The organism is Actinomyces timonensis (assembly GCF_040702965.1).
Lineage (GTDB): Bacteria > Actinomycetota > Actinomycetes > Actinomycetales > Actinomycetaceae > Actinomyces > Actinomyces timonensis_A.
Map to the genome: position 1 here is coordinate 1,621,381 of NZ_CP159989.1, position 18,170 is coordinate 1,639,550.

Annotated in this window: 15 protein-coding genes; 1 reads left to right on the top strand and 14 read right to left on the bottom strand. The window is 72.3% G+C overall.

Annotated features, from left to right (window positions below; genetic code table 11):
• Positions 1-131 precede the first annotated feature (131 nt).
• From tyrS to pheS, 14 genes are all read right to left on the bottom strand, one after another.
• Entirely contained in the window at positions 132-1,394 is a 1,263-nt protein-coding gene (gene tyrS, locus ABXS69_RS07040) for a tyrosine--tRNA ligase (RefSeq protein ID WP_366180013.1), read from the bottom strand.
• A gap of 363 nt (positions 1,395-1,757) precedes the next feature.
• On the bottom strand, positions 1,758-2,372 hold the full coding sequence (locus tag ABXS69_RS07045; RefSeq protein WP_366180014.1) for a methyltransferase: 615 nt from the start codon (positions 2,370-2,372) through the stop codon (positions 1,758-1,760).
• Positions 2,372-3,073, bottom strand: a complete 702-nt coding sequence (locus tag ABXS69_RS07050) for a DNA-3-methyladenine glycosylase (RefSeq protein WP_366180015.1) — start codon at positions 3,071-3,073, stop codon at positions 2,372-2,374. Before ABXS69_RS07050 ends, ABXS69_RS07045 begins: the two co-directional genes overlap by 1 nt.
• 2 nt (positions 3,074-3,075) lie before the next feature.
• Complete coding sequence (gene argH / locus ABXS69_RS07055; RefSeq protein WP_366180016.1) at positions 3,076-4,659, bottom strand: argininosuccinate lyase; 1,584 nt, start codon at positions 4,657-4,659, stop codon at positions 3,076-3,078.
• Positions 4,660-6,006 (bottom strand): O-antigen ligase family protein, encoded by a 1,347-nt coding sequence (locus ABXS69_RS07060; RefSeq protein WP_366180017.1) that lies wholly within the window; start codon positions 6,004-6,006, stop codon positions 4,660-4,662.
• Positions 6,007-6,169: 163 nt separating this feature from the next.
• The gene (locus tag ABXS69_RS07065) at positions 6,170-7,393 is read right to left on the bottom strand and encodes an argininosuccinate synthase (RefSeq protein WP_366180018.1); all 1,224 of its coding nucleotides are present in this window, start codon (positions 7,391-7,393) and stop codon (positions 6,170-6,172) included.
• 108 nt (positions 7,394-7,501) lie between these two features.
• Complete coding sequence (locus tag ABXS69_RS07070; RefSeq protein WP_366180019.1) at positions 7,502-8,095, bottom strand: ArgR family transcriptional regulator; 594 nt, start codon at positions 8,093-8,095, stop codon at positions 7,502-7,504.
• A 4-nt stretch (positions 8,096-8,099) separates the two neighbouring features.
• Positions 8,100-9,380 (bottom strand): acetylornithine transaminase, encoded by a 1,281-nt coding sequence (locus tag ABXS69_RS07075; RefSeq protein WP_366180020.1) that lies wholly within the window; start codon positions 9,378-9,380, stop codon positions 8,100-8,102.
• The gene (gene argB, locus ABXS69_RS07080) at positions 9,377-10,309 is read right to left on the bottom strand and encodes an acetylglutamate kinase (RefSeq protein WP_366180021.1); all 933 of its coding nucleotides are present in this window, start codon (positions 10,307-10,309) and stop codon (positions 9,377-9,379) included. Before argB ends, ABXS69_RS07075 begins: the two co-directional genes overlap by 4 nt.
• A gap of 9 nt (positions 10,310-10,318) precedes the next feature.
• Positions 10,319-11,488 carry a bifunctional glutamate N-acetyltransferase/amino-acid acetyltransferase ArgJ gene (argJ, locus tag ABXS69_RS07085; protein WP_366180022.1) on the bottom strand — a complete coding sequence of 390 codons (1,170 nt, stop codon included), beginning with the start codon at positions 11,486-11,488 and terminating at the stop codon, positions 10,319-10,321.
• A complete protein-coding gene (gene argC / locus ABXS69_RS07090; protein ID WP_366180023.1) occupies positions 11,485-12,594 on the bottom strand; it encodes an N-acetyl-gamma-glutamyl-phosphate reductase in 1,110 nt (369 codons plus the stop codon). Before argC ends, argJ begins: the two co-directional genes overlap by 4 nt.
• Before the next feature lie 69 nt (positions 12,595-12,663).
• On the bottom strand, positions 12,664-13,158 hold the full coding sequence (locus ABXS69_RS07095) for a flavodoxin domain-containing protein (protein ID WP_366180024.1): 495 nt from the start codon (positions 13,156-13,158) through the stop codon (positions 12,664-12,666).
• Positions 13,159-13,222: 64 nt separating this feature from the next.
• Complete coding sequence (gene pheT, locus ABXS69_RS07100; protein WP_366180025.1) at positions 13,223-15,889, bottom strand: phenylalanine--tRNA ligase subunit beta; 2,667 nt, start codon at positions 15,887-15,889, stop codon at positions 13,223-13,225.
• 1 nt (position 15,890) lies between these two features.
• On the bottom strand, positions 15,891-16,985 hold the full coding sequence (pheS, locus tag ABXS69_RS07105) for a phenylalanine--tRNA ligase subunit alpha (RefSeq protein ID WP_366180026.1): 1,095 nt from the start codon (positions 16,983-16,985) through the stop codon (positions 15,891-15,893).
• A gap of 212 nt (positions 16,986-17,197) precedes the next feature.
• On the opposite strand from pheS, the gene ABXS69_RS07110 reads away from it, so the two are divergent.
• On the top strand, positions 17,198-18,124 hold the full coding sequence (locus ABXS69_RS07110) for an alpha/beta hydrolase (RefSeq protein ID WP_366180027.1): 927 nt from the start codon (positions 17,198-17,200) through the stop codon (positions 18,122-18,124).
• Positions 18,125-18,170 lie beyond the last annotated feature (46 nt).

Genomic DNA, 18,170 nt, shown 5'->3' on the forward strand with positions numbered 1-18,170 from the left:
TGGCCGAGGAGTAGATTACGTAGTGCCCATCGCGTCGTCAAATCACAAATCAGTGACGGCGCCCACATGGGCGCCGTCACTGAATTCTCGCAGATCAGAGGGCCGCAACTACGCGCCCACGAGTCCCCTCGTCACTTGCTCCGCGCCACTGAGAGCGTCCTCCGCCCCTTGCGCACGAGGACCACTCCCCCGGCGAGCAGATCGGCCTCTGTCACCACGGCATCCTCGTCGGTGACCTTGGCGTTGTTGAGGTAGGCGCCGCCGGCCGCGATCGTTCGGCGCGCGGCCCCGCGCCCCTTCTCCAGTCCCGCGCCGACGAGGAGGTCGACGATGGTGGACTCCCCCACGACGAGATCCGAGCTCGGCAGGTCCGCCGTGGCCGCGGCCATAGTTGCCTCGTCGATGGCGGCCAGATCGCCTCGGCCCCAGAGGGCCGCCGTGGCCGCCTCTGCCCGCGCGAGCGCCTCCTCGCCATGCACCCAGCGCGTGACCTCGCGGGCGAGCTCCCGCTGGGCCTCGCGCGCCTTGGGGTTCTCGGCGACGGTCGCCTCGAGGCGCTCGATCTCCGCGCGGTCCAGGAAGGTGAAGACCTTGAGGAAGCGCACGACGTCGTCGTCGTCCACATGGAGCCAGAACTGGTAGAAGGCGTAGGGGCTGAGCATCTCGGGGTTGAGCCAGATGGCACCACCCTCGGTCTTGCCGAACTTCGTGCCGTCGGACTTGGTGATGAGCGGGTTCGTCATGACGTGGACGCTCGCGCCCTCGACCTTGTGGATGAGGTCCATGCCCCCCACGAGGTTGCCCCACTGGTCGTTCCCACCGACCTCGAGGGTGCAGCCGTAGCGGCGGAAGAGCTCGAGGTAGTCGTTGGCCTGGAGGATCTGGTAGCTGAACTCGGTGTAGGAGATCCCCTCCTCGCTGGCCAGGCGGCGCGCGACGATGTCCTTGGAGAGCATGGTGCCCAGGCGGAAGTACTTGCCCAGGTCGCGCAGCAGGCCGATGGCGGTCAGCTCGCCGGTCCAGTCGAGGTTGTTGACGATACGGGCGGGGTTGGCGCCCTCGAAGTCGAGGAGGTTCTCGAGCTGGGATTGCAGGGAGCGCGCCCAGCCGGCCACGACCTCGGGGGTGTTCAGGACGCGCTCGCCCTTGTCACGGGGGTCTCCCACCAGTCCGGTGGCGCCGCCGACGAGCGCGAGGGGGCGGTGCCCGGCCATCTGGAGGTGGCGCATGACCTTGACGGCCACGAGGTGTCCGTGGTGGAGGGAAGGGGCTGTCGGGTCGAAGCCGCAGTAGAAGGTGATCCGGCCCTCGGTGAGCGCCGCGCGGAGCGCGTCGATGTCTGTGTGCTGGGCGATGAGCCCACGCCACTGCAACTCGTCCAGGATGTCGGTCACGGTCCTGATGCCTTCCATGGGTCTGAGCCGGCCCGCGTTGGGAGCGGCGGCGCCGGGCGCGCGCCTCGGCGGCGCTAGTCTGCCACGACGCCGGGCTGCCCAGGCCCCCCCCTCCCACCCGCATCAGTGGTCGGGGACCAGGCTGATACTGGGCCCGTACCTCTCCCAGCCCCCGGCAGCGCGGGCCCTTTGCCCGCTTCCAGGATCAGGTCGTGGAGCTCGACCAACTCCTCGTGGCTGAGAAGCTCGGCGTTGATTCGCCCTTCCAGGTCGCACGCCCCCGGCCACGGCTCGACCTGCCTAGCGCCCAGCGCAGGCGCTCCAGCACGAGTCGGACCGGCAGGGGCGTGGTCCCAGAGGTGCTCATGAGCCCCCTCCGGGCCGCTCCCAGGTGAGGGTGTAGCGGTAGTAGAAGCGGCGTCGCACCCGCGAGCCTGGGAGGACCCGCGCCGCCACCCGGCGGATCTCAGCCAGGGACTCGCGGGGCTGGACCACAGGCACGTCGATGTCCCGACTCTCGTGGTGCCAGGCGCTCGCGATCCGGATCGGCAGGATGCTCGCCGCCGAGAGGAGCCAGTCCCAGGCGCTCCTATTGGCAGCAAGGCCGACGACGATGAGCCGTCCGCCGGGCGCCACGAGCTCCGCCAGGCGCTCCAGCCCGGCCTCCAGCGGCAGGTGATGCAGGACGGCGACGCAGGTGACCGTCTCGAAGCGCCCAAGTAGCCCGACGACGTCAGCGCCGAGCACGTCCAGACGGTGCACGTCCGCGTTGCGGACCCCCGTAAGGCGCTCGCGAGCGCGCTGCGCGGTGACGGGATCGGCCTCGATCCCGACGACCTCCTCGCTCACCGCGGCGAGGCGCTGGGCGAGCAGGCCGTCCCCGCAGCCGACGTCGAGCACCCGCCCGCCCCGGGTGGCGGCGTCGGCGACAAGCTCGTCGTGAAAGGCGGTGTTGTGGTTCCAGTAGTCCCCTGGCATCACGACCCTCCTGGCGTAGCCCGGCCGCGCCTGGCGCGCCTGGGTGCGGCTGCCTTGTAGGGCGAGACGGTGGGCTCGCCCTCTATCCAGAAGCGCCAGGGGAAGGCCTGGCCGTCGCCGCCGGGACCTGCCACGCCCGTGCGCGGGCCGGTACGGATCACCTCGGGCGCGGGGGCGTCCTCGGGCGCCGCGGGCATGAGGCTCACGCGCGAGCCGGGCGGGCCCAGCGCGGCGCCGTCGTCGTCGCGTGTCAGTCCCAGGGCGGCGCACAGGCGCGCGGGCCCACGAGCCAGGTCCCGGTCGGTGCGCGCCGTCGGTCGGCGCGATCGCGCCAGCTCGAGTCCCTCGACCACCTCGCCGGCGCGCAGCAGCACAGCGCGGGACACGCCCTCGGGCCCGGTGACCACGTTGACGCAGTGGTGCATGCCGTAGGTGAAGTAGACGTAGATGATGCCGCCCGCGCGGAACATCGAGGCGTTGCGGGCGGTGGGGCCCCGGTAGGCGTGGGAGCCGGGGTCCTGCTCACCCCGGTAGGCCTCGACCTCGGTGACGCGCACCGAAACGGTTCCCTCGGAGTCGGTGGCGGTCAAGACCGCGCCGAGGAGCCACGGAGCCGCCTCCAGGGAGTCCAGGGCCAGGAGCCGTCGAGTCTCCTCGGCGAGGCCGGCCCCCTGTGGCCGGAGCCCGGGCTCCGCGCTCACCGTCAGTCCTCTGGCTCCGCTCCCACGGGGTCTTCAGCGCCCTGCGCCGCGCCGCCATCGACGCCCGGCCCAGCCGGTCCGTCCAGGAGCGATCCCTCCCAGGAGAAGACCCGCAGCTCGGAGCTGCGCTCGACCGCCCGGGCCAGCTGCTCGATGACCCGCACGGGCGCGGTCCCGCCGTGCCCGCGTCGCGCCGCCACCGAGCCCTCAGCGGACAGGACCTCGCGCACGCCCGGCGTCAGGCGCGAGTCGATGCGCCTGAAGTCCTCATCACTGAGGTCCCACAGCTCGATGCCGCGCTTCTCGCACTCGCGCACGCAGGCCCCCGAGATCTCGTGGGCGTCGCGGAAGGGAACCCCGTTCTTGACCAGCCACTCAGCCACGTCCGTGGCGAGCGAGAAGCCCTGGGGGGCCAGCTCGGCCATGCGGTCCAGGCGCAGGGTCATCGTCTCGATCATGCCGGCAACCGCTGGCAGGAGCACCGCGAGGGTGTCGACGGCGTCGAAGACCGGCTCCTTGTCCTCCTGCAGGTCGCGGTCGTAGGCCAGGGGCAGGGCCTTGAGGGTGGCGAGCAGACCCGTGAGGTCCCCGATGAGGCGCCCCGCCTTGCCGCGGGCGAGCTCGGCGACGTCCGGGTTCTTCTTCTGGGGCATGATCGACGAGCCCGTGGAGTAGGAGTCATCCAGGGTGACGAAGCCGAACTCCTTCGTGTTCCAGATGATGACCTCCTCGCTCAGGCGGGAGATGTCCACGGCGGTCATCGCCAGGATGAAGGTCATCTCAGCCACCACGTCACGCGCAGACGTGCCGTCGATGGAGTTCTCCACGGCCGCGTCGAAGCCGAGGTCCGCCGCGACGGCGTCGGGGTCCATTCCCAGCGTGTTGCCCGCCAGGGCGCCAGAGCCGTAAGGACTGACGGCGGCGCGCGCGTCCCAGTCCTCAAGGCGCTCGACGTCACGCATGAGCGGCCAGGCGTGGGCCAGCAGGTGGTGGGCGACGAGCACAGGCTGGGCGTGCTGCATATGGGTGCGCCCCGGCATGATCGCCTCCCCCGCGCGCGCCGCCTGGTTGACCAGGGCGTCGACGACGTCGAGGACGAGGCCCGCGACGTGGCGTGCCTGGTCACGCAGGTACATGCGGATGAGCGTGGCGATCTGGTCATTGCGCGAGCGACCCGCCCTCAGGCGCCCTCCCAGGTCCGCCCCGGCGCGCTCCATGAGGCCACGCTCGAGGGCCGTGTGGACGTCCTCGTCCGCCGGAGTGGGAATGAAGGCGCCGGAGACGACGTCGTCCTCCAGGCGGTCCAGGGCGTCGAGCATGCCGGTGAGCTGGCCGTCGTCGAGCAGGCCCGCGCCCGCCAGCGCGCGGGCGTGCGCGCGAGAGCCGGCGATGTCGTATCGGGCCAGGCGCCAGTCGAAGTGGGTGGACACGCTCAGGGCGGCCAGGGCCTGGGCAGGGCCGCCGGTGAAGCGCCCACCCCACAGGCTGATGACTGCCCGGCCCTCCGGTGGGTTCCTGGAGGGGAGGGCATCTTCGGCGTCGGGAGCACGGTCGGTCGGAGGCGTCATGCCCCCATCATGACGCATTCACTGCCGGGGGTCCTCCCCGATCCTGGTCCGGATGGCCCGTTCGGCCTCCTTGACGGTGAGGCGGTGCAGGCCCAACCAGGTACCGATCGCGCAGGCCACCATCCAGTTGCCCTCGGACAGCAGCCGGGACTCGGTCAGGGCCTGGATCGCCAGCGCGGCAGAGACGAGGAGTGGCAGCAGCACCGAGGGCGCGGAGTCGAGGTAGCGCAGCGCGAGCCGTCCGGTGCGCGCGAGGAGCAGCAGGACGACGGCCAAGATGAGGACGAATCCGACGATGCCCGTTTGGAACAGCGCCTCCAGGTAGGCGTTGTGCGCGCTCATGGTCGGGGTGCCGTCGGGGCGGACGACGAGCGTCTGGAACACCGGGAGCCAGGGCTGCCAGTACATGACCCACCCCCATCCCAGGATGGAGTGCTGCTTCCACAGGTCGATGACGCGCTCCCATATGATCGCCCGACCCGACAAGTCCGAGCTGCGGTTGAGCAGCATGGCCAGGTCCTGGCGGAAGAGGAGCGCCATCAGGCCGATCAGCAGGCAGGCGGCGGCGGTGCGCAGGATCGCCTGGTAGCGCTGTTCCCGGGGCACGTGCCGCAGCCACCACAGCACCACGGCGAGGATCGCGCAGATCACCGCCGCCACGGTGACCGTGGCCGAGCGCGTCAGGGCGAGCGTGAGCACCGAGAGCGAGGACCACACGACGAGGTGGGAGCGGCTGATCTGCCGGTCCCTCCATCGCACGACCACGCAGATGAGGGCGAGCAGGGCGATGAAGGCAAGCGGATTGCGGTTGCCGACGATCCCCTGGATCGGGCCTCCCTGGAGGAGCCGGTCCTCGCTCCAGAAGTAGGAGATGGGCACGCTCTCCCACCCCCTCATGTAGAGGGGGATGAGAGGATGCTTGAGAAAGAGCGCCACGTAGGCCTCGAGCGCCAGGCTCAGCGCGATCGTGGCCTCGAGGGAGCGCCCCAGGGCGACCGTGAGCTGGCGCAAGGAGAGCGCGCAGGCCAGGAGGATGCCGGCCGCGGTGGTCGCCACCATGAGGGCGGAGGCGAGAAGGGTCTCGTTGGGGAACTGGGTCCAGGCGATGCTGGCCACGCACCACAGGCAGTAGGCGCATATCGCGGTGGGCAGCGCGCGCCACACGATCCGGTGCCCCTCGAGGCGGAAGGCCGCGTACAGCGCGATTCCGCTGATCGCCGCGATGATGCCGAAAGGCGTCCAGCCCACGACGTTGCGGATGCCCTGCCCGGAGAAGGTCAGGAAGAAGGCCCACACGGCGAGGCCAGGGAGGACCGAGCGCCCCTGGGCGCGCCCCGCGGGGGCGTCGATCTCCTCACGCTGCATTTTTGTCATCCGTGTCTGTCGGTCCTGGTCCGTCGGCGCTCCCGCAGGCGATGCCTGGCGACGGAGCTCCTCAGATGTTAGTCCCACATGGTGCCCCAGCGCGGCCCGATCCGCGGCCCGCGACCAGCGTCTTCCCGCGCCGCTGGTCACGCGCTGACCGGGATCAGAAGCCCTCGCCCCCGCCGAGTCGCTCGGCCCTGGCGGCGGCGAGCTTGGACTGCATGCCGTAGACCTCGATGAATCCTCGCGATGAGGACTGGTCGAAGGTGTCGCCCGAGTCGTAGGTGGCCAGGTTGAAGTCATAGAGCCCGCTCTCGCTGCGGCGCCCGTTGACGGTGGCGCGCCCACCGTGGAGGACCATCCGGATGTCGCCGCTGACGTAGCGCTGGGTGTCCTCGATGAAGGCGTCCAAGGAGCGCTTGAGCGGCGAGTACCACTGCGCCTCGTAGACGAGCTCGCCCCAGGTCTGCTCGATCTGGCGCTTGTAGCGGCGCTGGAGGCGCTCGAGGGTGACGGCCTCCAGGGCCTGGTGGGCCTCGATGAGGATGACGGCTCCGGGCGCCTCGTAGATCTCCCGGGACTTGATGCCCACGAGGCGGTCCTCGACCATGTCGATGCGGCCGATCCCCTGGGCCCCTCCCCTGCGGTTGAGCTCCTGGATGGCCTGGAGCGGGGTGACGGCGGCGCCGTCGATCGCCACGGGCAGGCCCTCCTTGAAGGTGATGATGACCTCGTCGGGCAGCGGCGGGTAGGTGGGGTCATCGGTGTAGGTGTAGATGTCCTTCGTCGGGGCGTTCCACAGGTCCTCCAGGAAGCCGGTCTCGATGGCGCGCCCCCACACGTTCTGGTCGATGGAGAAGGGGTTGTGCTTGGTGGTCTCGATGGGGAGGCCGTGCTTCTCGGCGTACTCGATGGCGACATCGCGCGTCAGGGCGAGGTCGCGCACCGGGGACAGGCAGTCCATGTCCGGCGCCATGGAGGTGATGGCGACCTCGAAGCGGACCTGGTCATTGCCCTTCCCGGTGCAGCCGTGCGCCACCGTCGAGGCGCCGAACTCGCGGGCGGCGCGCACGAGGTGCTTGGCGATGACCGGCCGGGACAGGGCGGATACGAGCGGGTAGGCTCCCTCGTAGAGCGCGTTGGCCTTGAGCGCCGGCATGCAGTAGTCGGTGGCGAACTCGTCGCGGGCGTCGGCGATATAGGCCTCGACGGCGCCGCAGTCGAGCGCGCGCTGGCGGATGACATCGAGGTCCTCACCGCCCTGCCCGACGTCGACCGAGACGGTGACCACCTCTCGGCCGGTCTGCTCTCCGATCCAGCCGATGGCGACTGAGGTGTCCAGCCCGCCGGAGTAGGCCAGGACGACGCGATCAGTGTTCTTGTTCATGAGGGATCTCCATGGGAGGGGTTGTGCCGGCGGGCCGGCCTGTCGGTTGGGGAGAGCGCCCAGGGCAGGGCGTGGCGCTCCTTTGGGAGGTCGGGGGGGGATCGGCCGTCAGCGCCTTCCCGCTGGGTCGGCCAAGGCGAGCAGATGCGTGGCCACGCGGGCCGCGATCTCCTCGGAGCGGGTGATGACCAGGACGGTGTCGTCCCCGGCGATGCAGCCCAGGACCCCGGGGAGCATCGAGTCGTCAACGGCACTGGCCAGCAGCTGGGCCGAGGCGGCCGGGGTGCGCAGCACGAGCTGGCCGCCGGACCACTCGGCCGTCACCAGCAGGTCGGCGCACCAGCGGGCCAGCCGGGGCGTCGTGTGGGCGCCCAGGTCGCTCTCGTCCGCACCCTCGGCCACGGCCTGCGCAGCGCGCAGCTGGCCGGGGGCGCCGGCCTCGGGGACCGAGTAGACGAGCGCGCCGTCACAGGTCCGGATCTTCGTGGCACGCAGTTCGACGAGATCCCGGGACAGGGTGGCCTGGGTGGTGCTCACGCCGCGCTCGGCCAAGGCCTCGCGCAGCTCGGCCTGGGATCGGATCTGGGAGTGGCCCAGGATCTGACGGATGAGGGCGTGCCTGGCGGCCTTCGTCGCCGGGGCCGCCGGAACGGCTTGGGAGGAGGGCTCGGCTCTGGTCACGGGTGCGCCCGGATCGCTCATGCGCTCAGTCATGGCTCCCCGCAGTCGTCGCGCCCCCGGGGGCGCCCGCCAGGCGCGCGGCGAGGATGGCCGACAGCGCGGCGGTGAAGGCATCAGCGTCCTCGTCGGACAGGATGAGGGGCGGCGCCAGGCGCAGGGTGTCCGGACGGGGGGCGTTGACGATGAACCCGGCCCGGGCGAGGTCCTCGGCGATGGCGGAGGCGGGCCCGGCCTCGGGGTTGAGCGCGACGCCGATGAGCAGGCCCAGACCGCGCGTGCCGTCGACACCGGGGACTCGGGCGATCTCCGACGCCCACCTGCGCCCCAGGTCCGCCGCGCGCGCCAGGAGGCCCTCGGAGCGCAGGGCGTCGATGACGGCCAGGGCGGCGCTGGCCGACACCGGGTTGCCGCCGAAGGTGGTGCCGTGCTGACCCGGACCGAGGAGCTCGGCGGCCCGGCCGGTGGCCACCACCGCGCCGATCGGCATCCCGCCGCCCAGGCCCTTGGCCAGGGTGACGACATCGGGGACGACGCCGGGGGCCAGGAGGTGGTGGGCCATCCAGGCGCCCGCGCGGCCCATGCCGGTCTGGACCTCGTCGATGATGAGCAGGGCGCCGGCGTCGCGGGTCAGGGCGCGGGCGGCCTCGAGGTAGCCGTCGGGCAGGGGGCGCACGCCGGCCTCGCCCTGGATGGGCTCGACGAGGAGGGCGGCGACATCGGGCCCCATGGCGTCCCTCAGGGCGCTCGCGTCCCCGGCGGGCACGAACTCGACGCCCCCGGGAAGGGGCTCGAAGGGCTCGCGGTAGACGGCCTTGTAGGTCATGGCGAGCGCGCCCATGGTTCGCCCGTGGAAGGCCTGCTCGAGGGCGAGGACGCGGGGCCGGGAGGAGCCGCCGTGGCGGCGGGCGATCTTGAGCGCCCCCTCGTTGGCCTCGGTGCCGGAGTTGGCCAGGAAGACCCTGGAGGTGCCGGGCTCGGCGCCCGGGAGGGTCAGGGTGATGAGCTCCTCGGCCAGGCGGACCTGGGCGGGGGAGGTGAAGAAGTTGGAGACGTGGCCCAGCGTGGCCAGCTGGGCGCTCACCGCCTCGACGACCGCCGGGTGGGCGTGGCCGAGGCAGTTGACGGCGATGCCCGCGAGCAGGTCGAGGTACTCGGCGCCGTCGGCGTCCCAGACCCTCGTCCCGCTGCCCCGCACGAGGACGCGCGAGGGCGTGCCGAAGGTGTTCATGACGGCGCTGGCGTAGCGGTCGCGCCACTCGGCGTTGCCGCCGGCGCCCTCCGGCGCGGTGGTGGTCGCCCCGGTCATAGCCGTTCCCCTCCGCCGAGCGGCGGCACGGGGCTGTCCCCCGGGTGAATGACCGTGCCCACTCCCTCATCGGTGACGATCTCCAGGAGCATGGAGTGCGCCTGGCGCCCGTCGATGACATGGGCCTGTCCCACTCCCCCGCGCACGGCCCGCAGGCAGGCCTCCATCTTGGGGATCATGCCGCTGGCGAGGCTAGGGAGCATCTCCTCCAGGGCGTGGGCGGAGATGAAGGGGACGAGCGACGAGCGGTCCGGCCAAGCGGCGTAAAGGCCCTCGACGTCGGTGAGCATCACCAGTGAGCGGGCCCTCAGCGCGATGGCGATGGCGGCGGCCGCGGTGTCCGCGTTGACGTTGAGGACGGTCGCCGAGTCGGTCACCAGCGGCGCCACGGACGAGATGACGGGGATACGGCCCTGGTCGAGCAGGTCGATGATCGGCTGGGGGCTGACCTCGACGACGTCGCCGACGAGGCCGACGTCCACACTGGCGCCGTCGACCGTGGCAGAGCGCTGGCTGGCGCGCAGGAGACCACCGTCCTCCCCGGAGATGCCCACGGCGGCGGACCCGTCGAGGTTGAGCAGGGAGACGAGCTCGCGCTGGACCGAGCCGGTGAGCACCATGCGGACCACGTCCATGACCTCCGGGGTGGTCACGCGCAGCCCGCCGCGGAACTCCGACTCGATGCCGAGGCGGCCCAGCATCTCGTTGATCTGGGGGCCGCCGCCGTGGACGACGACGGGCCGCACGCCGACCTGGTGGAGGAAGAGGATGTCCTGGGCGAAGGCCCGCTTGAGGCCCTCGTCGATCATGGCGTTGCCACCGTACTTGATGACCATGGTGGCGCCCTTGTAGCTGCGCAGCCATGGCACGGCCTCGAGGAGGACCTCGGCCTTGATCTGGGGGCTGATCTGGGATGTCTCGATACTCATCGCGCACGCTCAGGTGGTGTAGTCGGCGTTGATGGTGACGTAGCCGTGGGTGAGGTCATTGGTCCAGACGGTCGCCCGGGCCGATCCCGCCCCCAGGTCGATATCGATCCGGGTCTCGCGGGGGCGCATGTCCACGGAGCCCCTGGGCTCGCCCGGGCGGCCGTGGCGGAAGACGGTGACGCCGTTGATGGTCACGTCCACCTCATCGGGGTTGAAGGGGCAGGCCTCCTCAGGAACGGTCCCGAGCTGCGACAGGACGCGCCCCCAGTTGGGGTCCTCGCCGGCGACAGCGCATTTGAGCAGGTTGGAGGCCGAGACTGCGCGGGCCGCGACCTCGGCCGCCCTCTCGCTGGCCGCGCCCAGCACGGTGATGGCGATGTCGTGAGTGGCGCCCTCGGCGTCGGCGACGAGCCTGCGGCCCAGAGCGCCCAGGACCTCGTGGACGGCGTCGGCGAGCTCGGCATCCGTCGGGGTGATCCCGGAGGCCCCAGAGGCCAGGAGGAGGACGGTGTCGTTGGTGGACATGCAGCCATCGGAGTTGATGCGGTTGACGGTGCGCGCGGCGGCGGAGGCCAGGGCGGCCTGGGCGGCGCCGGGCTCGACGACGGCGTCGGTGGTGAGCACACAGAGCATGGTGGCCAGCCCGGGGGCGAGCATGCCCACGCCCTTGATCATGCCGCCGATGGTCCATCCGTCGCGGGCGGCCGCGGCCTCCTTGGGGACGGTGTCGGTGGTCATGATGGCGACGGCCGCCTCGTGGCCGGCCTCGGGCGTGGCGGCCAGCGCGGCGAGCGCGGCGTCCGCGCCGGGGAGCAGGGAGCCCATGTCGATGGGCTCGCCGATGACTCCGGTGGAGCACACGAGGACGTCCGTGGGCTCGCAGCCGAGGAGCCCCGCCACATGGGCGGCGGTGGCGGCGGCATCGGCGGCCCCGCGCTCACCGGTGCAGGCGTTGGCGGAGCCGGAGTTGAGGACGACGGCGCGCGCCACGGGGGCGGCGGCCAGGGCCTGGCGGGACCAGGTCACGGGCGCGGCGACCACCCGATTAGTGGTGAACACCCCGGCGGCGACCGCCAGCGGGCCGTCATTGACGACGAGGGCGAGGTCGGGATTCCCTGAGGCCTTGAGCCCGGCCCTGACCCCCGTGGCGCGGAAGCCCTTGGCGGCGGTGATGCTCACGGCGCTACTCCTTGCATGATGACGCCCGTGGTCTCGGGAAGGCCCAGGGCGAGGTTGAGGGACTGGATGGCGGCTGAGGCGGTCCCCTTGCCGAGGTTGTCGATGGCGCACATCATCGTCGCCACCCCGGCCGCGACGTCGACGGCGACCTGCACGTAGGCGAGGCCGGAGCCGAGGACGGAGCCGGTGGTGGGCCACACGCCCTCGGGCAGGACGCGGATGAGGGCCTCGCCGTCGCCGCCCGAGCCGTAGGCGTCGATCCAGGTCCCGCGCAGGCGGGCCTGGGGGTCGTCAGCGCCGAGGGCGAGGGCGGTCAGGGGGGCGATGACTGTGGCGAGGATCCCCCGGCTCATGGGCACGAGCACCGGGGTGAAGGACAGGCGCGTGGTTCCCGCGGAGATGCCAGCGACCTGGAGGTTCTGGACGATCTCCGGGATGTGGCGGTGGGTGCCGCCCACGGAGTAGGCCCGGGCGGAGCCGAGGGCCTCGGCGGCGGTGAGATGGGGCTTGAGGGACTTTCCCGCCCCGGAGTATCCGACCGCGAGGACCGCGGTGAGAGAGGAGGTGTCGATGAGACCGGCCGCGGCGCCGGGCTGGGCGGCGAGAGTGACGGCAGTGACGTTGCACCCGGGGACGGCGATGCGCGTGGCGGCGCTCAGCACGGCGCGCTGGGCGGCGGGGCTGGTCTCGCCGGCGTGGAGGAGCTCGGGCATGCCGTAGGCCCAGGGCTCGGCGAAGGGGCCGCCGTAGTAGTGCTCCCAGGCCGCGGCCGAGGTGAGGCGGTGGTCGGCGCCGCAGTCGAGGAGGATCGGGGAGCGTCCAGAGGCCCGGGCGGCATCCTCAATGGCAGCAGTGACCTGCCCGGACGCCCCATGCGGGAGGGCGAGGATGACGATGTCATGCTCGGCCAGGCGCCCGGCCTCGGTGGGCTCGACCTCCCGCGCCGCCAGCTCGGGAAGGTGGGGGTGGATCTGCCCGAGACGCGCCCCAGCCGAGGAGTTGGCCGTCACGGCACCGATCTCGATCTCGGGGTGCGCGGCGAGGAGCCTGAGGACCTCGCCCCCGGCGTATCCGGTCGCGCCCACGACCGCTGCTGTCCACGTCATACGTGAACCATACACGCCATTGCATAGACATGCACACGGCGAGGCCGGGTTCTCGCGGGGCGGGCCCCCTCAGGCCCGGCCGCGCAGGGCGGAGGCGATGGAGTCGGCGAAGGCGCGCACGGCGCCCCAGTCGCGGAAGTCGCCCTCGGAGGCACCGCCCATCCTGGCGATGGTGCGCTCGCGTAGGTTGAGCTGAGCCGGGTCGAAGCGCCCCGGGAAGGTCACGTGCTCGCGCGCGTTGAGGGACAGGAGCACCGGCCCGATGCGGAGCGGGTCGCTCACCTCGCCCTTGTCCACCCCGGACAGGCCCACGGAGAAGGCCCACACGGGAAGAGCGGACAGCTCCTCGCGGAAGCGGCGCGTGAAGTCGGTGGCCTGCTCGGTCCAGCGCGTCATGTAGATCGCGCTGCCCAGCACGAAGGCGTCATACCCCTCGACGCTGGTTACCTCCTCCGGGCGCGCCTCATCGACGTCGAGGCCCGCCTCGCGCAGGCGCTGGGCGATGACGCCGGCGATCGAGTCAGTGGTGCCATGGCGGGACGAGGAGGTCAAGAGGATCGTCATGACGGAAAGTCAAGCACGAAGCGTGGGATCACGCTGGGACTCCAGGCCCTGAATTCACAGGGCCTCAGGCGCGCAGCTCGGCGCCCAGGGCCTTGGCGGCGCGCTTGACGATCCGCTTGCGGATGCCTGCTGTGTCCTCGGCCGTCAGGGTGCGGTCGGCGGCGCGCAGGCGCAGGGAGAAGGCGAGCGACTTGCGCCCCTCACCCACCTGCTCGCCGCGGAAGACGTCGAAGAGGCGCACGTCCTCGGCCAGGTCCTTGGCGGTCGCGCGGATGAGCTCCTCCACCTGGGAGGCGGTGACGGATTCGTCGACGACCAGCGCGATGTCCTCCTTGGCGGCGGGGAAGGTCGAGATCGCACCCACCTGGAGGACGCCCCGGTCCTCGGCGGCGTCGAGGAGGGCATCGAGGTCGATCTCCACGGCGCAGGAGCGCTCGGGCAGGCCGAGGGCGCGCGCCACCCGGGGGTGCATCTCGCCGGCGTGCGCGACGACCTGGCCGGGGATGACCTCCCTGCCGGCTCTGGTCGGCGGCAGGCGGAGCTCGGCGACCCGCCCGGGGTGCCAGGGGGCGACGGGAGCGGCGGGCGCGGCGGCCTCCACGCCCATGCCCACGGCGTGGGCGACGGCGCGCACGGCCTCCACGGCGTCGGCCCAGTCCCAGGGGCGGGCAGCGCCGAGCACGCCGGCGCGCTCACGATCGCCCGCCAGGACGGCGCCGATGTGGAGCGGCTGGGCGGGGATGCCGGCCTCCAGGGCGGCGAGCTCATCGTCGGTGGGGCGCCGGTCCACGCCGATGATCGGCGCGGGCGCGGTCCCCGCGGGACGGGTGACGGCCCCGATCTCGAAGACGGCGACGTCGGGCAGCCCGCGGGAGATGTTGCGGCGAGCGGCGCCCACGAGGGTGTCGAGGATGGATGTGCGCAGCGCGGGGGCGTCCTCGGCCAGGGGGTTGAGCAGCCGCGCCGCCCGGCGGCGCGGGTCGCCCTCCGGGATTCCGAGGCGGTCGTGGGCATCGCCGATGAAGGGGTAGGAGAGGACCTGGGTGAGGCCGGCGTGCGCGAGGGCGGCGACGGCGTCGCGCCGCGCCTTCTGCCGGGGGGTCAGGCCCAGCCCTGCGGGCGCGGTGGGCACGATCGTGGGGATCGCGTCATAGCCGTCGAGACGGGCCACCTCCTCGGCGAAGTGGGCGGCGCCCACGAGGTCGGGGCGCCAGGTGGGCCGCGTGACGGCGAGGAGCTCGCGGCCGGCGCCGTCGGTGCCCGCGGGGGCGACGACGCAGCCGATCATCTCGAGCAGCTCGGTGACCCGCGCGGCGCCGTAGGCGACGCCCGTGAGCCGCTCCGCGGCGTCGGCGCGGATGACGATCGGCTCGGGCGCGCTGGTGCGGTCGATGTCTGTGGCCACGGGCTCGGCGCTGCCGCCGCCGTACTCGACGAGCAGGTCGACGGCCCTCTGGGCGGCGACGGCGGCCAAGGCGGTGTCCACGCCGCGCTCGTTGCGCTTGGCGGACTCACTGGGCAGCTTGTGGCGTCGCGAGGAACGGGCGACGGACACGGCGTCGAAGTGGGCGGCCTCGATGAGCACGTTGCGCGTGGAGGCGTCGATCTCGGTGTCGGCGCCGCCGAAGACCCCGGCCAGGACGAGGGGGCGCGCGCCCTGCCCGCCGTCGGAGTCAGAGATAACGAGGTCCTCGGGGTCGAGGGAGCGGGTGACCTCATCGAGGAAGGTGAGGGACTCCCCCGCCCTGGCGCGGCGCACGACGATCGGGGCGACGAGCTTGTCGGCGTCGAAGGCGTGGAGGGGCTGGCCCAGGTCGAGCATGACGTAGTTGGTCACGTCGACGGCCAGGCTGATGGGGCGCATGCCGGCGGCGGCGAGGCGGTCGGCCATCCACTTCGGGGACGGCGCGGTGGGGTCGATGCCGGTGACGAGGCGCGCCACGTAGCGGTCGCAGCCAGGGCGGCCGTGAATGGCGGCGGTGTCCTCGGCGATGATGACGGGGAAGCCCTCGCCGGCGCTGGTGGAGGCGTCGGCCACGCCCGCTGGGAACAGGCCGGTGTTGGCGCCGTCGGCGGGATCGGTGAAGCGGGCGCCGGTGGAGTGGGAGTACTCGCGGGCGACTCCGCGCATGGAGAAGCAGTAGCCGCGGTCCGGGGTGATGTTGATCTCCAGGACCTCCTCCCCCAGGCCGAGCAGGGGAAGGGCGTCGGTGCCGGGCGCGGGGGGCTCCTCGCCGTCATGCCCGTGGGCGGCGAGCCACTGGTCCAGCACGATGATGCCGGAGCGGTCCTCCCCGATGCCGAGCTCGCGGGCGGAGCAGATCATGCCGTCGGAGACGTGGCCGTAGGTCTTGCGGGCGGCGATGGCGAAGTCACCGGGCAGGACGGCGCCGGGCAGGGAGACGACGACGCTGTCCCCGACCTCGAAGTTGTGGGCGCCGCAGACGATGCCGCGGCTGGGCAGGTCGCTGGGCTCCTTGCCGGTGCCGGGGGCGTCGTTGTGCTCGGGGCCGACGTCCACGCGGCAGTAGTTGATGACCTTGCCGTTGGTCTGCTCCTTGGCCTCGCGGGTGAGGACCTTGCCGACGACGAGGGGGCCGGTGATGGCGGGAGGGACGATCCGCTCCTCCTCCAGGCCGACGCGCACGAGGGCGGAGGCGAGCTCCTCGGCGGTGGTGGAGGTGGGGACGTCGACGTGCTCGCGCAGCCACTCCAGGGGGACGTACGGCATGTCAGTGGCCCTTTCCAGTGGTTCCGAACTGCTGGGAGAAGCGGATGTCCCCCTCGACGATGTCATGCATGTCGGCGATGCCGTGGCGCAGCATGAGGGTGCGCTCCAGGCCCATGCCGAAGGCGAAGCCGGTGTAGGCCTCGGGGTCGATGCCGCAGGCGATGAGCACATTGGGGTTGACCATGCCGCAGCCGCCCCACTCGATCCAACCGGGCCCGCCCTTCTTCTGCGGGAACCACAGGTCCATCTCGGCGCTGGGCTCGGTGAAGGGGAAGAAGGAGGGGCGCAGGCGCGTGCGGGCCTCGGGGCCGAACATGGCGCGGGCGAAGTGGTCGAGGGTGCCCTTGAGGTGGGCCATGGTCAGGCCCTTGTCCACGGCCAGGCCCTCGACCTGGTGGAAGACGGGGGTGTGGGTGGCGTCGAGCTCGTCGGAGCGGAAGACCTTGCCGGGGCACGCGACGTAGATGGGGGGCTCGGAGGCGAGCATGACGTGGGCCTGCACCGGGGAGGTGTGGGTGCGCATGACGAGGTTCGAGGGCTCGCCGGGGGCGGCGCCCACGGAGGCGCCGTCGATGTAGAAGGTGTCCTGCATCTGGCGGGCGGGGTGGTCGGCGTCGAAGTTGAGGGCGTCGAAGTCGAACCACTCGTGCTCGACCTCCGGCCCCTCGGCGATCGCCCAGCCCATGGCGGCGAAGAAGTCGGAGACCTCATCCATGAGGACGTCCAGCGGGTGGCGCGCCCCCGCGGCGACGCGGTCGGTGGGGATGGTGACGTCGACGGTCTCGGTGGCGAGCATGTCCGCCTCGGCGGCGGCCTCGAGCTCCGCGGCCCGCGCGGCGAGGGCGGCGCTCAGCCGGCCCCGGGCGGCGCCGAGCAGCTTGCCGGCGGCGGGCTTGTCCTCCTTGGGCAGGGCGCCGATGCCGCGGTTGGCGGCCACGAGCGCGGAGGCGTCACCGGTGTAGGCCAGTCGCGCCTCCTTGAGCGCCGGCAGGGAGTCGGCGGCGGCGATGGCCGCGAGGCCCTGCTCGACGACGGCACTGATGCCGTCGGCGTCGAGTGGGGACAGTGCGCCGGTCGCGGCGGCTGCGTCATTCATATGCGGGCGCCTTCCTCGAAAGGTCCAGTGCGGCGCGGCACCGCCTGGAGTGCCGGGATCGCGCGAGCGCGCCCGACGGCGTGGCCGCTGGTGCTGGGCCCAGGGTAGTGCCCCGGCCCGACGGGGACGAATCCGTCCCGCCCCAGAGCCCCGCCGGGCACCGGGACCCGTCCTCCGTGGGCCCGCGCGCCATGGCCGGTAGGCTCTCGCGCATGCTGACGCCTATCGCTGGTGCCCTCCCGCACGCTCCCTTCGGACCGGAGCCTCTCGACGAGGACCTGCGGATACTCGCCATCCCCGCGCCGGCGGGCGAGCTCACCGCGACTCTCGCCCAGGCGGCCCCCGCTGAACAGGGCGGTGCCGAGCCCGCGCGCGTGCTCTTCATCCCCGGGTTCACCGGCTCGAAGGAGGACTTCTCCTCCTTCCTGCCCATGGTCCAGGACGCCGGTTACACCGCCCTGGCGTACTCCCAGCGCGGCCAGGCGGACTCGGCGGCCCCCAAGCGCACCCGCGAGTACCGGATCGAGCACTACGTGGAGGACGCCCTCGCCATCGCCAGGTCCTTCGGGGCGGAGGACGTCCCGGTGCACCTCGTGGGGCACAGCTTCGGCGGGATCATCGCCCGGGCGACGGCCATCGCCGACCCGACGCTCTTCCGCACTCTCACGATCTTCTCCTCGGGCCCCAAGCCCGGGCCCCGCATGTGGATGATGAACGGGATGCGTCTGCTGTACGGCCCCCTCGGCGCGAGGATCGCGCACCGCCTCATCCACCCCAGGATGCCCAAGGAGCCCCAGGGGGACTCGCATCTGGAGGTGCTGCGCCTGCGGGCCCTGGCCACCCCCATGGCCGGCCTGAGGGGGATCGCGAGGATCGTGGCGCGCTTCCCCGACATGACCGAGCGGCTTCTCGCCACCGGGCTGCCGCTGAACGTCGTCGTCGGCGCGAATGACACGATGTGGCCGGTGCAGTGGTACGAGCCCTGGGCCAAGAGGCTCGGCGCGTCCTTCACGCTCATCCCCGGCGCCGCCCACTCCGCCCAGCTGGAGAATCCCTCCGCTCTGCTGGAGGCGCTCACGGCCTTCTGGACCGAGAGCGATGGGGTGTCCCCCGAGCCGGGGCCCGCCCAGGGGGCGTGAGAACGCCGGTCCCTCCCCGGCGCGCTCGGGGCCGAGCGCCTGCGAG

Coding starts and splice junctions, on each gene's coding strand:
- ABXS69_RS07060 (WP_366180017.1), bottom strand. CDS start 6,006: ATGCAGCGTGAGGAGATCGACGCCCCCGCGGGGCGCGCCCAGGGGCGC.
- argH (WP_366180016.1), bottom strand. CDS start 4,659: ATGCGTCATGATGGGGGCATGACGCCTCCGACCGACCGTGCTCCCGAC.
- pheS (WP_366180026.1), bottom strand. CDS start 16,985: ATGAATGACGCAGCCGCCGCGACCGGCGCACTGTCCCCACTCGACGCC.
- ABXS69_RS07045 (WP_366180014.1), bottom strand. CDS start 2,372: ATGCCAGGGGACTACTGGAACCACAACACCGCCTTTCACGACGAGCTT.
- ABXS69_RS07110 (WP_366180027.1), top strand. CDS start 17,198: ATGCTGACGCCTATCGCTGGTGCCCTCCCGCACGCTCCCTTCGGACCG.
- ABXS69_RS07075 (WP_366180020.1), bottom strand. CDS start 9,380: ATGACCGGGGCGACCACCACCGCGCCGGAGGGCGCCGGCGGCAACGCC.
- argC (WP_366180023.1), bottom strand. CDS start 12,594: ATGACGTGGACAGCAGCGGTCGTGGGCGCGACCGGATACGCCGGGGGC.
- ABXS69_RS07065 (WP_366180018.1), bottom strand. CDS start 7,393: ATGAACAAGAACACTGATCGCGTCGTCCTGGCCTACTCCGGCGGGCTG.
- ABXS69_RS07095 (WP_366180024.1), bottom strand. CDS start 13,158: ATGACGATCCTCTTGACCTCCTCGTCCCGCCATGGCACCACTGACTCG.
- pheT (WP_366180025.1), bottom strand. CDS start 15,889: ATGCCGTACGTCCCCCTGGAGTGGCTGCGCGAGCACGTCGACGTCCCC.
- argB (WP_366180021.1), bottom strand. CDS start 10,309: ATGAGTATCGAGACATCCCAGATCAGCCCCCAGATCAAGGCCGAGGTC.
- ABXS69_RS07070 (WP_366180019.1), bottom strand. CDS start 8,095: ATGAGCGATCCGGGCGCACCCGTGACCAGAGCCGAGCCCTCCTCCCAA.